This window comes from Shewanella sp. YLB-07 (assembly GCF_009377275.1).
The window spans coordinates 238883-253299 of sequence record NZ_VOQB01000010.1; the positions used below are offsets into that span (position 1 = coordinate 238883).

The following is a 14417-nucleotide window of genomic DNA, read 5'->3' on the forward strand; positions in this document are numbered from 1 at the left end:
ATGACTTCAACTTAAAAACAAACTAAATATAAAAGCCAGCGTAAGACAGGCACTCAGTGACACAGGTGTAAGAAATTTTAGGTGACTAATTTTAGGCGACTAAAGTAAGGGGAAAACAAATGATCATATTAGTCGGAGGCGAGAAAGGCGGCAGTGGCAAAAGCTGCTTAGCTCAAAATATCGCTGTATTTTTAACTGCCGAGTGTGGTGCATCCATCATCATGGTTGACTGTGATCCACAGCGCACTACATCTGATTGGATCCAGGCAAGAAACAATAACCCGGATCTCCCCAGCATCAACTGTGTGCAACTCTATGGCAAGATACGCAATGACTTACTCAGCCTGGAGCAACACTATGATTTCGTAATAGTGGACTGCGGCGGACAGGATAATTTAGCTCTGCGCGCCACCATGTCTGTTGCTTCACATGTTCTCATGCCACTTAGGCCCAAGCGCCGAGATTTGAAAACGGTAAGCCATATGGATGATATAGTCGCGACCTGTATGATGATCAACCCCAAGATGCAAGCTTCTTTCGTTATCACTCAATGTCCTAGCCTGCCTAATCAGTCAAACCGAATCTTTGAAGCCAAAGACGTGTGCCGCACATACGATATCAATGTACTAGATGCTATTACCTATAGCCGAAACATCTATGACGACAGTGAAGAGTCTGGCTTGTCTGTGATTGAGATAGAACCCCAGGGTAAAGCAGCTGATGAGATGCGGAGTATCGCTTGTGAAATGCTGCAAGCCAAGAATGCGACCGAAATTAGAAATCGTATCGCTACACTACATATGAACAAAATGAATTCGATGAGAGGTGAGTATGGGTCTAGCCGATCTCAAGAAAAACTCTACGCAGTCTAACTCGTCAGGCATCAATACAAAGAGACCCATGCAGATGTCTCTCGATGCCTTGATTGATGACTTTATCGATGATGCCAGCTTGTATGCGGCGGGTCACAATAGCAATGATCCGACCATGGTAGATATCATGGATTTAGCCTCTAGATTTGCGGTACCCGACTCGGTTCCTATGCAGTCAAAACCTGTTCGGTCTGAACCTGAAGAGTTCACACCGCCACAGCTAAAGAGGCAAAAGAATCGCAACCAAGCAATACTCAAAATAAGTAAAGGTGATGAACCGTACAGGAAAGCCACCTTTACCTTGAGTGAGTCTGCGATCTCTCATCTTGCTGAGATAGCCAGTGGCTGTGATGTTGCTAAGTCTAAACTCATACGTTTTCTCATTGAGCATCATTATTCACTCAATGAAGATGAACGTAAACAAAAGGAAACTTCAATCATAGTCGATTAGTGACAATCTCTACCCGTTTCTCCCAACCTTAGCTGGCAGCTTTCTTATCCCAAAGAGTACTTTCCGGGCTGTCAGCATTTTTTTTCCTTCTTTTTCCCACCAATTATTTCTCTCTAAACTCGATCTATGATTGAAAAACAGACTCTTCACCCTTATCTCATGTATTAGGAATAGATAAATATAAGGTAATTATGATCGCCATCTTTCTCGTTAGCTTAATCGCATCGGCCGCCATTGGCTGGATAGTATCGCGCAACTGGCGCATTGCTCGACGTCGCATGCGCATCACCCAAGTGCCCTTTCCCAAACCATGGCGGGAGGTGCTCAAGAGACGCATGCCCTACTTTCGCTCTCTCCCGGCAGATCTTCAGCTACAGCTCAAGAAGCATATCCAAGTCTTCCTCTCTGAAAAGGAGTTTGTTGGTTGCGATGGCATCATTATCGATGATGAGATGCGTGTCACCATCGCCGCCCAGGCCTGCTTACTGTTACTGAACAGATCTACCGACTACTATCCAAATCTTAAACAAATTTTAGTCTACCCTTCGGTATTTTTTGTTAATAACCAGGAACACAGAAGTGGCGGCGTAGTGAGTGACCGCCAACGTATTTTATCCGGTGAATCTTGGCAAAATGGCAAGGTTATCTTGTCTTGGCAGACCGCTCAGGCCGATGCAGCCAACCCGGTGGATGGCAGTAATGTCGTCATACATGAGTTTGCTCATCAACTGGATCAAGAAGATGGCAACGCCAACGGTGCACCAATTTTAGACAGAATGAGTGATTACTCTGCCTGGTCGAAAATACTCAGCCAAGAGTTTGATGTCCTGCAACGCAACGCCGAGCAAGATGTCCCTTCACTCTTTAGTTATTATGGCGCCACTAACCCAGCCGAATTTTTTGCGGTGATCACTGAGGTGTTCTTCGAGCGACCCGATGACTTCTATCAAGATCACAGAGAACTCTATCAAGAGCTGAGCCTGTTTTTTAAATTAGATCCGGTAAACTGGCATTAACTCAAGGCTAAAAGGGGGGAGAAGTGTGAAAGGTTACTCTTGTTTAAAGCGAATACACATTCAAAAAACACCCAGTCATTCCGGCAAGATTTTGGCCGAAATCCAGCTTTAGATGGTAAGGCTCAAATTTGACTAAAACAGAAGTACATGTGATAAAACTTGCATAATAAAAGCTAAAATAATAACAAAGAGGTCACCATGGCAAGACTAGCAAACACACATGACCAAGCTAAAATTACAATAGATCTATTTCGGTATCGTCAGCTAACATATTATTTAAGACATCGGTTATAGCATTAACCGTGCTCGCCAGTCTTACTCTGGTCGCTGGACAAGTGTATGCAGCCACTACCACTAATGCAGCAACCCAAATAAAATCTGCCCAGCTAACAGAAGCCGACACCACAGCGATAACTTACACCGAGGCTACTGTAGACAAGTTACATCAAGCGGCGACACGAGCCGACTGGGACACCTATTTCAGCCTGTACTTACCAGAAGCGGTATTTATCGGCACCGATGCCACTGAGCATTGGAACATGTCAGAATTTGAAGGCTACGCCCAACCGATGGCTGGGAGTACACACCTAAAACCCGGGTGTTTGTGTCGGCAAAAACCCAAAACAATGACCGAGTGTTGATGTTCGATGATCTACTCGACAGTGCCTCCTACGGCCTTATACCAATTCCATTAAATTTATGATTAATTCAGAGCTCTCTCAGGGCTGTTAATTCACGGCGCATTGTTGAGGAAGTGGTTATTCCCTTTTGAGGCAATGCAACACAGAAGTAGAAGTCCTGAGAAGCTCACGTAGTGCGGTTTTAAAAACACTTTATGCTGCGCAAGTGGCTTTCGATATACGACTGCATGGATGCAGGAGGTAGAGCAACGCAGGAGCTTGTTACCGAGAATAACTATTAGCTTCAATCCCCTTATAGCCACACGGATGTGGCGAATGTCTATATTGCAGGAGCAATATAGCCCTTGCCTACAGCGTTTTTAACTCCCGCTGAATGATCACTTACTTAATGGAACTTGTATTACGGAACAGGCACTCTCATCAAGACAGATTATGGTTGGGAAATTGCTCAATATCACCTCAGTTTCCCCATTCCTAATGAGATAGCTAAAGAGATAACAGCAAGGATTAAGTCAGAAAAGTAGATAAAAGAAGGTTCGAGCTAAAAGTTCCTAGGAACTAGAAACTCGTAACCCAAAACTCGATGCTCAAGCCTAATGTCCCATGGATGCAGTGAGACAAACGTTGGCAAGTTGTGCAAAGTGAGTGAAGTTATCAAACTCGGCCTGAGTCAATTTACGCTCTGAGGTCGCGCGGTCAGCATAGATCATACCTATCACTTTGTGATCTATCACCAAGGGGGAAATCATGAAGCCCGTGGCTGATGTTTTGCTTTTCAGATCCGGATCCATATACAAGCGCCATTTAGACGAACTTGGATCATCGACAAACATAGCCTGTTTGAGCTCGATACTGTCACAAAATAGGCATTGAGGTTGCTCTAAGGTAATAATAAATTCGGTCTTCATCGTCTCGGCCCCCTCGCCTAATGCGATGCGCGGCTGCAATCGTTTACGGTTAGGGGATAACAATAAAACACCGCAGCGATCCACACCCACTCCATCTAACAATCCCTCTAACGTGGTGGTGATCACCCGATTAAAGTCGGCTTTGTTTATGGCACAATCCGTGAGTTCGCGTAACTTCTTTAACTGTAAGGTCATGTTCGGCATACGAACCAAGGGGGCATTAATCTCGGCAACCAGATTTTTCTTAAGATGCATGGGGTTAGGAAGATGTTCTATAAGCACTTTAGCGCCATAGGCTTCGGCTAATTTTTTTGTGGCGTTACTACAGCGGACCATGCGAAGTTTCAGTTCATCGACCTCGATACCTAACATGCTGGCAGCTTGCTTTAGCCTAAGCTGAAGTTCCTCAGGCGCCGGATTCTCCTGTGCCAAGAGTTCACTTATCTGATTGGCTAGATAAATACTGCGGATCTCAGGGGTGCGTTCATCGGGATTACTCAGAGATTTAAGTAACACATCTCCCAGGCCCCAGCTTCGTGCGATACCGAGTGTGAGCTTATTGAAAGAGGTACCTAACATCTCACGAATGATCCCTTTCTCTTCTTTATTATCGCTACACTGATCTATAGCCGCATCAAGCGCAACCGCCTCATCACAGCCGGTGCTCCAAAAAGCGCTTTCACCTAAGTGATACAGTAAGGATGCAATAAACACCTCCTCCTGTAACTCTTCATCATGATCTCTGAGCATCATCTTGGCTAACATGGCCGCCTGAAAAGCACGGGCCATCAGTTTGATAAGTCTTTGATATACAGGCTCAGACAAGCCTTTTGATTCGAGTAAGCTACTGAGTAATTTAGCGGTAATACAGATATTACGTATAGTATCGAAACCTAACACCACAGTGGCACGACTCACGGTCGTCACCTGATTCTGACCTTTACTGTAAGTGGCGCTATTTGCCACTCTTAATATTCGAGAGGTCAATGCATTATCGTGCATCACGCTCTTCCCGAGTAATCCCAGGGAAGATACGTCGTCTTTAGCCAGCTTCTCCAGTGTTTTCACCGTAGAGCATAATGCCGGCATCTCCTGATCGCTGATGCGCTTAGTCCAGTAATCGACTCCCTTCGATTTAACCTGAGATTGACTCTGAGTTTGGGAATTCAAATAGTTCTCTTCTCATAGATGCTTATAAAGGATTGAGATAAGCTTTTGCCTACATCTAAAGTATAGGCATAAAAATTTATAACATAGTTAATACAAATAATACCAATAAACATAGCCTAGCTTAAGTAAAATACCGAAACAGTTTGATTTGAAAGTGGTTACCGACATCAACTGCCTATTTATCGACCATGCCTTGTACTATTTGGAAATCAAAAACCACAGTTAAGAAGTGAGTGTCGAAGGGGAAAAACAGATAAAAAAATGCGGCTCAATCGAGCCGCGAACACAAGCAAACATTGTCGTAGCAATGTTATTCTTTAAAATAGTCGTCTGGAATGAAAAACCCATGCAGCACGTAGGAATACTGCACGGGGACAACGGCTGCAGAGCAGCAAACTGAAATAGTTAAATTCCCTCACAGAGCAGCAGTAACTCCTTGGCACGTATAGGGCCATCGACATCTCGGGTGATGTGTAGCTGATTCTTCTGTCCGGCACCTAGATATTGATTAAAGATCGCCATGGCCGTACCGGCAAGCTCAGGATGTGCCACCCAAGTGCCGTCATGTCCGTTGCGGGCCTCGAGTTCCTTATCTGTCCGCAGCTGTTGTAATACGGTTTCGTTTAGCTCTGCATCTTTCGTCGGAATAAACGCCACCATACCACCCATAGCGAGTGCGCCACGCTTATGGCATACCTTAACCAATAAACGGGAAAATACGCTTAAAAATGCCTCATCCATGGTTAAGTTCTGTCTATCGGTCAGCACATGTTCACCATGATTATTAAGGGTCTTTATATCACGAAAAATATAATCCCAACGGCCACAGTTGAGTGCCACTATATTCGAACGTAACTCGAATAAGATCTCTTCCATCTCAAATACCGCAGGTAAGGTCTCTATCAGACACGTACACTTAATCGTGCCAGGTAGAAGACAGAAACGTTCCTCGACATAGGCAAAAACCTTAGCCCACCAACGGGCTTCAAGATGACTTTCCAGTTTTGGGATATAGAAATAGGGGCCACTACCTTTATTCAGTAGCTGGCGATAGTTATTGTAAAAATAGAGGGCAAAATCAAATAGCGATGCAGGAATACTTAGCCCATTAAACTCAACATGCTTCTCAGTTAAGTGCAGACCACGGACGCAACATATCAAAACGGCGGGATCTTCATTAAGCCGATAGTGTTTTGCGGTGGTAGGATCGGTATATTCTATGTTTCCTGCCACGGCATCGCGCAAATTAATCTGTCCTTCGACGACCTTATTCCAAGTGGGAGCTAAAGAATCTTCGAAATCAGCCACAAATACTTTTGCATTGGCATTAAGCGCATTGATCACCATCTGACGTTCGACCGATCCCATTATCTCCACCCTTCTGTCTTGTAGATCTTCTGGGATACCACGGATCTGCCAACTAGCCTTTCTAACCGACTCTGTTTGAGCTAAGAAGTCAGGCCGCTTACCGGCATTCAACTCCTCCTGCCTATGTGAACGCTGCACCAGCAGTTCAGGTATTTCTGCAGCAAATTGTTGACACAACACATTCAATAAGCTCAGTGCACCTTGACTAAAAATAGCTTCTTGGCCATCGACATCTTCACCTATGATGTTAAGTTCGTTGTTAGATTCGACATCTCGTTTGCTGCAATCTGGGCTAGCACTATTGGCGGAAGAAGCAGAAAAAGAGACTGATCTCGTGTTTGCCTTAAGCTCGGGTGTTATTGCCGACAAAGCTTGCAGAGGCTCACCGACCTCTAGACTTCTAAATTGAGGTTCACGCTGGACCCTACTCAATACATCTTGTGTCATTTGTCGCTTCCTCTTCTGTGCTATTTAGCGATGCATTCGCTGTGCTTCGCCGACTTCAATCTCGAATCTATTTGCATGTTCGAATCAGAACAACTGCTGGACTCTCGACTCGCTTCAATGAGTCAAGAACTGAATGCTATCGCTTCATTTTGAACAAAACCTACTAACAAAATCGATCGTTTGCAATGGTAAAACAGTACAAACTGAAATCATTTATTAAATAGAAACTAAGAGGAACAAGGAATTTTTACACCAACAAAAACAACCTAATACACTGAAAATAAACAATATAAACGCCAATAAAAAGAGAGGCGCATTCAAATAAATAAGTTATTGGACAAATTAACCAGAGATCTTAATTGGTAATTTATTACGTAACAATATTACATTAAGTAACTATAACTATACACCTGAGACAAACGGCCCAGAAAATATACACAAGCTCTTCTGTTTGGTACTTCCCCATAGGTAAAACCATAACATCACGATATTTCAATGACTTATACAGTTCTGATAAAACACAGTATTTAAACGATTGTTTTAATTTTACGTTTACGAAAACGTCAACCTAAAAACAGGCGCGCACAACAAGGCATTAACAACTCTCGACGTATGTTTGTCGATCAACATGGGAAAAAACATTGGTTAAATCGGGAAAAACTTAGAAAAAATATCAGAAACTCTATTGGATTGCTCACGAGAAGTCATGCCAATCGGTATAGATTGAACTCAGCTTCGAACTGAAATAGGTGATACTAAGAGTGATAGGAAAGCTAGAATGTTGGAATGAGATCTCCAAGGGCCAATAATACTCCCGGTATCATCATGGCATTTGCCACATCCCTGTGGGTCAGATTCAGGAGGTACGAGCACCTTCATACCGATTCTCTAAAAGCAGCTTACTATCTAAGTGCCACTATATGGTCAACCTAAGCCGTTAACCTAGAGCCATCTTACTCTTTTGATAACCAGAGCGACTCTGCTCAATCTCAGGCTTATAAAGTGTGACACAGTTGCGCCCCTGCTCTTTAGAGTGATACATGGCGATATCGGCTCTATGCAGCAAGGGATCTAAACTCAAGTCATCTTCACTACTCGTCGATACGCCAAAGCTTGCCGTGATATTAAAATTGTGGCCAGAAAATCTGGTCTCAATTGATTGAATAAGGCTGCGATACTCTTCCGCCATGGCATTCGCTTTAGCTTCATCAGTACCAGGTAGAAACAGGGCAAATTCCTCACCTCCGAAGCGTGCAAAAATATCATCGCTTCGACTGATTTTATTGATCACTTCCGCCACCTTCTTTAATACCCAATCTCCGGTACCATGGCCATAGTTATCATTGATGCGCTTAAAGTAATCGAGATCGAACATGATGACACTAAACATTCCTCTCTTCGATGCAGTCTTAATATAACTGTTTTCAGCAATGTTCTGAGCTGTACCGCGATTGAAAATCCCCGTTAAAGCATCGTGCTGGGCCAACTGTTTATATTTACGCTTCTGCATCGTCATTACCAAAGCGAAGATAGCCAATAAAACTAATCCACCGAAAACGAACGTATTCATCATCCGTTCATTTCTTCGTTGTAATTCAGTCAAAGTCGCCTTAGCTGTATAGAGCTCGCGATCTTTGTTGAGATAACGTATCTGTCGTTCTTTCTCAATATAATTAAGCTTAGTCGTCTCAAAGGCGATGATTTTACTTTGGGTTTCACCTAAATCTGTTAAATAGTTTTGCAGGTATAATTTTCTGTTTGTTAATGCCGCATCTATATTAGCAAGATTTTCGTTTACTTCGGAGAGTATGAGATAAAAGCTCGCTAACAGCTGTTTGTCTTTAAGGCTACTAATAAGTTCAGATACCTCATTTAATCTTGACAAGGCTTGTTTATATTTAGCCTCACCCATATCAACCTTAGCTAATGCCATATTGATATCAGCAATATCGAGCGGGTAAGGAATTGAAGAAGATAACTCCAATGCTTGCTTTAATATGAGCCTAGCTTCAGTCAATTTATCTAGCTGCATGGTAATCTTACCAAGCCCAATCAAGGAACCAGCCATGACCATCTTCTCATTAGCCAGTGAACACTCATCAAAAGCATCTTGATACATATCAATAATTTTTGTTCCATATCCAACTTGATCCTTAAATACTGCATTCAAGCTTTCAGCATAGGAAAAAGTGGTAAAGCAACGATGTCGCGCTTCTGACATGTTCGGCAATTTTTTATGAAGAATCTTTGCATATTTCAGTGCTTCATTATTCAAGTTCATCTGCACTAACAGCTCAATAGCTAAAGTGTATCCATACACCTCACTCTCTATATCATCAACCTCAGCAAGTAAGGGCAGTAGTTGATGCAATGTCTGTAATGACTTAGCATAGTGGTTATAATGAGAGTAAGTGTTTGCTAACAAATATAGAAACCGACTTTTATACTTAATAAGACCTGTATTGAATGGGCTAGCCAGTTGTTCATTTAAGAGACTTATGGCCATTTCTGATTTTCCAGATAAGGCATATGAATGTGCTCGAAGCAAACTGTAGCGATAAACTTGCTCTTGGCTCATGATTGAAGTAAAAGAAGATAACGTCTTAAGTTGGTCAATAACGACTTCAGGTTGCTGTGTACGGATATGTTCTAGTTTTAAGAGTGCTTTATCTAAATATTCTGGGCTGACATTAGTAACCTCTAGTTGTGTTATTTTTTTATTACCACTAAATTCAGCTAAAGCTTTTGTCGGGAATACACTGAAAACTCCCGAAATCATCATAAAAATAGAAGCTAAAAACAGTTCTCTCATATTAAAAACACTTACTACGCCATCGATTTTTTTAAAAGTAATCTCATAGATTCGAATCACTCTAGTTATCATTTTTATGTTTGACATAGTAGACTCTAGTTCAGCACTAAATAACCTATTAATGATTAAGACAGTAAATATCTTGCAGCTCATAATCCTATTAGAGCTGCATAAAAATTGGCCTTGATACATTAATCAGGATTTCTTATATATTTACTATACGCTCTCTTGTCACTAGTCACATCAGTCAAGCTATTTTCATCACCTGAGCGCATAGCATTTTTCTCTTTATCATTAAGTCCAGCCTCTTCCATCACCTGCTCAGGAGTCTCAAGGTATTTAGCATTTAACTTTGCATCTGAACTTAGGTTTTCTAACAGGTCATTTAACTTTGACATTAAGTCGATCCTTTTATGTAATTACGGTCTTTTATTTATAGCGATACTGCAATGCTACCTAACTTATTCTTTAACCCTTTGTCTTTTAAGTTATAATTTAAATTTAGAACTAAAGTTTATGACTGATTTTATAAAAGTCTATTACCCTAAATCCGCGACGGTGATGCCTAACTTGGCTAAGATATCATGGTTAATCTCAAGCTTTCTCGACGGCGGAATAAGCAAGGTACTGATGGCGCTTAACTGTGCGAAAGGAAGATTTTTCAGGGGTAACTTGTCAATTCTAGGTTGCTGTACCGGTAGAGTTGCTGCTTCATAGAGGATGATTTCATGATCGAGTGGATACCATTCATTTAGCTGTTCCACCAAGACTTGCAAGCGATCCGATGACGTATGAAACTCAGTCAAGGTGTGCTCACCTGCGATGCCTATCTGCCACAATAATAGGTGTGTCGTTGGGTCCGGTGTATGTTTGTAAAACATAAACTGACTCGCTTCAAAACTCTGATGACCAGAATGACCTGGATCTATTCCTAAGTCGGCCCATAAACAGGCCTCCGCCGAAATACCCGGCTCCATCTTAGCCCTGTATCCCTCTCCCCTCGCCAGCTCGATGGCAAAGTGAGATACACAGGCAAATACACCTGGATGACCGTAGAGTGCACAAACCACTTTCTTGCCATCGCGAACCGCATTTAAAATGGCTTGTACCATCTGGTCATAAGTATCACGACGGCTTTTAGTTTCGTCACCTTGAGCATAGTAAGGCTGCAGGCTACGAACATCACTATTGAGGGTTTCCAGCCAACGCTGTGCAAACCCATCTGGCACGAGCGAAAACACCACATCGGCATTTTCTATATAACTCTTGCTGAGAACACTTATCTGACCAGCTAGATTGAGGCCAGTACCGACACAAACTAGGCTACCTTGGTGACATGTACTATTTTGTAGCGTCGGCATTACTTGAGTTCTCTAGATAGACTATTCATCAAAACATATTCTCATAACTTTTCTGTTACTTTGCAAGTTCTTATTACTAAGAAAACAAACTTAAATAAATTAATATGTTGCAGCTCAACTTAGCTGTTTAAAAAACTAAACTTGGTACATTTTGACTATTTTATAGAGTTATCAATCTAAGCTATCTTAGCTAAGCTGCAGCCCACCTAACACAGGACAAAAGTTTCCAACTTAAGACACACTTTTCACACCTCACTTTTAGCTGGATTTCACACCAGTTTGTTGCACAAAAAGAAAACAGTTAAACCTATAATGCTAACTTTCTGAACCAATCGAATAGATGATGGTCGAATCAGTCGGTCTTACCAAGAGATTGGCACGACTCAAATTAACGGAATAATGTTCCATCAACTCTTGTCACAGTAGCTTGTGCTTGGGTATGATGACCGATAGATTTTTATGAAGTAGTGTATTCAATGACAATTAAAAAGAAGAGCCTTACCCTTTTGGGCGCCGCTGCGCTCTCGTTATCAGTAACAGGATGTAGTGTATTTGACTGGCTGATCTATAAGCCAGATATTCCACAAGGTAACTACATGGAAACTCAGCAGGTAGAGAAACTGCGTATTGAGATGACCAAGGAGCAAGTTGAATACATACTAGGCAGACCCGTATTACGTGACAGCTTTTCCGACGATACTTGGTATTACGTGTATCACTATAAGAGTGGACGTGATGCCAGCATCATACACAAAGAGCTGATCATTCACTTTGAAAATGACATTCTGATTAAAGTGGTAGGGGATTACGATCTTGCGGAAGATTTTGATACACCACTAGACCAGAGCCGTCTTCCTGATGCGTCTATGCTAGAAACTGAAGTTGAAAACAATGAAGAGCCATTGATCCCGGAGCAGCGTCCTGATACTAAGCCATTAGTAGAAGAGAATGATCCTGAATCTCAAGCAGAAAAGAAGTTTGAATAGCAGAAGCTTAATGAATTAAGTCGATGTGTTCCTAGCGTCAGGCGTCAGGCGTCAGGAACACATTCAATTATTATCTATATCTTTCCGCCCGTGATCTTATTTATCCGGCCTTCCTCTTTCGCTTTTTCGGCACGACGACGTCGTACATCTTTCGGATCAGCAATCAAGGGACGATAAATCTCTACCCTCTGCCCGGGCATTAAGACTTCGTTATGCTTAACCGCACGGCTAAAAATCCCTAGCTTGACCGTTTCAAGGTCGATTTCAGGGAAATAGGTAATCATGCCGCTCAATTCCACCGCTTCAATACAGCTAGTTCCTGGCGCCACTTTTATCTGGATACGTTTTTGCTGTGTGGGTAAGGCATAGATAACCTCTACCGCAAAACCTTCCTGCTCTATGTTCATCAATTTATCTCTTTCAATATGGAACAAGCTAAAAGCAATTAGCTAGTAGCTTATAGCTCGAAGCTCATAGCTAATTGCTGACGACTATCGATAGATCACTTTCGCTCTGCCGGTAAACGCCGTCACCATAGATGACATCAACTCTTTAAACACCTTGCCGAAAGCCAGTTCAACGAGAGAGTTAGAGAACTCGAAACTTAACTCGAAATCTATCTTGCAGGCATCTTCGGTCAATTCAGTGAAGCGCCACTCGCCGAGCAAATGCTTGAAAGGGCCATTTTCTAAAGAAAGCTGAATACTCTTACCCGGTATGACTTGATTACGGGTAGTGAAGGTTTTACTAATACCAGCTTTGGACACATCTACAGATGCGAGCATAGTCTCACCGTCAAACTCGAGCACCTTGCCACCGACACAACCGGGCAAAAACTCTTTATAGGATTCAACATCATTGACGATTTCATACATCTGCATTGCGCTAAAGCGCACTAACACACTGCGGGATATTTGGGGCATTCTACTCTTTACCTGAAACAGTTTATCTCAACAATTTGATTAAACCAGTTGCCAAAGACAATCACCTTAACGAACGCTAAAGATGATCACTAATGACAGGATTTTAACACGATCATAGAAAAACGCATATTCACCTCTTCCTAAAGTGAGACACCTAAAAGCACCGCTTGCCTAATTGCCTCCTTAAAGCAGGCTTTGTTTGTTCAAAAATCACGCAAACCCTCGTTATTCTGCAGAAATGTCTGAATAATTCGTCGGCAGCAATTCCAAAAAACTTGTCCCTGCGTATAATAGCCAGCCTATGGCTAAGAAAAATGCAAAAAAATCAAAAAACTCCTCCGCATCGATTGCCCGTAATAAACGCGCAACCTTCGACTATAAATTCGAAGAGAAGATGGAAGCAGGTCTGTCCCTAATGGGATGGGAAGTTAAGTCTATTCGAATGGGCAAGGTTAACTTGTCTGAAAGCTATGTGTTTATGAGAGAAGGCGAAGCCTTTCTCTTCGGTTGTACCATAGCGCCATTGAATACCGCATCAACCCATGTCGTCTGTGATCCTATGCGCTCGCGTAAACTTCTGCTCAAACGAAAAGAGCTAGATAAGTTACAAGGGCTCGTCGATCGTAAGGGCTACTCTATCGTACCTATCTCTATGTACTGGCAGAAAGGTGCCTGGGTCAAAATCGAGATAGGTCTAGGTAAAGGTAAGAAAGAACACGATAAGCGTGACGATACTAAAGATCGTGAATGGCAGATTGAAAAAGCTCGAACAATGAAAAAAGCCGTACGTGGTGAATAGCACTCCCGTCTCTCCGGCAATGCTTTTAAGCCGGAGTCCGGTCATGAAACGAAGTTTTAAATGATAAAATGCTTGGTACGAACAATGAATAGCCAATCATTTACTGAAAAACAATAAAAAACACGCAAAACGTACGGATAACGAACAAACGATATAACGAGTTGCAAAACACGCTTGGTAATCGAGTGGCAACGCGTTACAATCGAATTGTACTTGGGGGCGATTCTGGATTCGACAAGATTCTCGAAACCCTGGGAGCATGCCGAGGGGAGGTTGGCCTCGTAAAAAGCCTCACTGTTATAGTTGCTAACGACTCTAACTACTCTCTAGCAGCTTAGGCTAGCTAGCCATCTTGCCGAAACTTCTCAAATGGGTTTGGTTTATAGATGGTCATCTTACATTTGATAGCGAGGGAACCACGTTCAGGGGTGAACCGCGAAATAGTACTGAACTCGCCAATTGCAATCCTGTCTTTCGGAGTGTACTTGGTTAACCAAAAGAGAGACTAAGCATGTAGCGCCTTGGATGTAGGCTTTTTGGACGCGGGTTCGAGCCCCGCCGCCTCCACCAAATACAACAAAGGGTTAGCCGAAAGGCTAACCCTTTGTCACATCTAATGTCCACCAATTGACCACACAGCTTTTATCTTTGTCCACCGATCAA

Annotated in this window: 12 protein-coding genes, 1 other RNA gene and 2 pseudogenes; 8 read left to right on the forward strand and 7 right to left on the reverse strand. The window is 42.5% G+C overall.

Going from position 1 to position 14417, the window contains the following annotated elements:
- Positions 1 to 119: 119 nt before the first annotated feature.
- From FS373_RS21090 to FS373_RS21110, 5 genes and pseudogenes are all read left to right on the forward strand, one after another.
- Positions 120 to 872 (forward strand): AAA family ATPase, encoded by a 753-nt coding sequence (locus tag FS373_RS21090; RefSeq protein ID WP_152830522.1) that lies wholly within the window; start codon positions 120 to 122, stop codon positions 870 to 872.
- Positions 832 to 1323: a CopG family transcriptional regulator gene (locus FS373_RS21095; protein ID WP_144045762.1), complete on the forward strand. Its 492-nt coding sequence runs from the start codon at positions 832 to 834 to the stop codon at positions 1321 to 1323. The genes FS373_RS21090 and FS373_RS21095 overlap by 41 nt, the downstream gene beginning before the upstream one ends.
- A 191-nt stretch (positions 1324 to 1514) precedes the next feature.
- Entirely contained in the window at positions 1515 to 2339 is an 825-nt protein-coding gene (locus FS373_RS21100) for a zinc-dependent peptidase (RefSeq protein ID WP_144045761.1), read from the forward strand.
- 302 nt (positions 2340 to 2641) lie between these two features.
- Entirely contained in the window at positions 2642 to 2980 is a 339-nt protein-coding gene (locus FS373_RS21105) for a nuclear transport factor 2 family protein (RefSeq protein WP_229381132.1), read from the forward strand.
- A 404-nt stretch (positions 2981 to 3384) separates the two neighbouring features.
- A pseudogene (locus FS373_RS21110) lies at positions 3385 to 3504 on the forward strand (nuclear transport factor 2 family protein); the annotation flags it as partial.
- Between the two features lie 69 nt (positions 3505 to 3573).
- Here the strand turns inward: FS373_RS21110 and FS373_RS21115 are convergent.
- From FS373_RS21115 to FS373_RS21135, 5 genes and pseudogenes are all read right to left on the reverse strand, one after another.
- A complete protein-coding gene (locus tag FS373_RS21115; protein WP_227993095.1) occupies positions 3574 to 4977 on the reverse strand; it encodes an HDOD domain-containing protein in 1404 nt (467 codons plus the stop codon).
- Between the two features lie 492 nt (positions 4978 to 5469).
- Positions 5470 to 6672: pseudogene (locus FS373_RS21120) on the reverse strand (malate synthase); the annotation flags it as partial.
- A 1138-nt stretch (positions 6673 to 7810) separates the two neighbouring features.
- On the reverse strand, positions 7811 to 9772 hold the full coding sequence (locus FS373_RS21125; protein WP_194165914.1) for a GGDEF domain-containing protein: 1962 nt from the start codon (positions 9770 to 9772) through the stop codon (positions 7811 to 7813).
- Positions 9773 to 9876: 104 nt separating this feature from the next.
- Entirely contained in the window at positions 9877 to 10083 is a 207-nt protein-coding gene (locus FS373_RS21130; protein WP_144045757.1) for a hypothetical protein, read from the reverse strand.
- Between the two features lie 141 nt (positions 10084 to 10224).
- Complete coding sequence (locus tag FS373_RS21135) at positions 10225 to 11046, reverse strand: SAM-dependent methyltransferase (RefSeq protein WP_144045756.1); 822 nt, start codon at positions 11044 to 11046, stop codon at positions 10225 to 10227.
- Between the two features lie 476 nt (positions 11047 to 11522).
- Between FS373_RS21135 and FS373_RS21140 the strand changes: the two genes are divergently transcribed.
- Positions 11523 to 12032, forward strand: coding sequence for an outer membrane protein assembly factor BamE (locus FS373_RS21140; RefSeq protein WP_144045755.1), 510 nt, complete (start codon positions 11523 to 11525; stop codon positions 12030 to 12032).
- A gap of 74 nt (positions 12033 to 12106) precedes the next feature.
- Here the strand turns inward: FS373_RS21140 and FS373_RS21145 are convergent, their stop codons facing one another.
- On the reverse strand, positions 12107 to 12439 hold the full coding sequence (locus FS373_RS21145) for an RnfH family protein (RefSeq protein WP_144045754.1): 333 nt from the start codon (positions 12437 to 12439) through the stop codon (positions 12107 to 12109).
- Between the two features lie 84 nt (positions 12440 to 12523).
- Positions 12524 to 12955 (reverse strand): SRPBCC family protein, encoded by a 432-nt coding sequence (locus tag FS373_RS21150; protein WP_144045753.1) that lies wholly within the window; start codon positions 12953 to 12955, stop codon positions 12524 to 12526.
- Between the two features lie 301 nt (positions 12956 to 13256).
- Between FS373_RS21150 and smpB the strand changes: the two genes are divergently transcribed.
- Positions 13257 to 13754: an SsrA-binding protein SmpB gene (gene smpB, locus FS373_RS21155; RefSeq protein ID WP_144045752.1), complete on the forward strand. Its 498-nt coding sequence runs from the start codon at positions 13257 to 13259 to the stop codon at positions 13752 to 13754.
- Positions 13755 to 13969: 215 nt separating this feature from the next.
- Positions 13970 to 14324, forward strand: a transfer-messenger RNA (tmRNA) gene (gene ssrA / locus FS373_RS21160).
- The last annotated feature ends 93 nt before the right edge of the window (positions 14325 to 14417 follow it).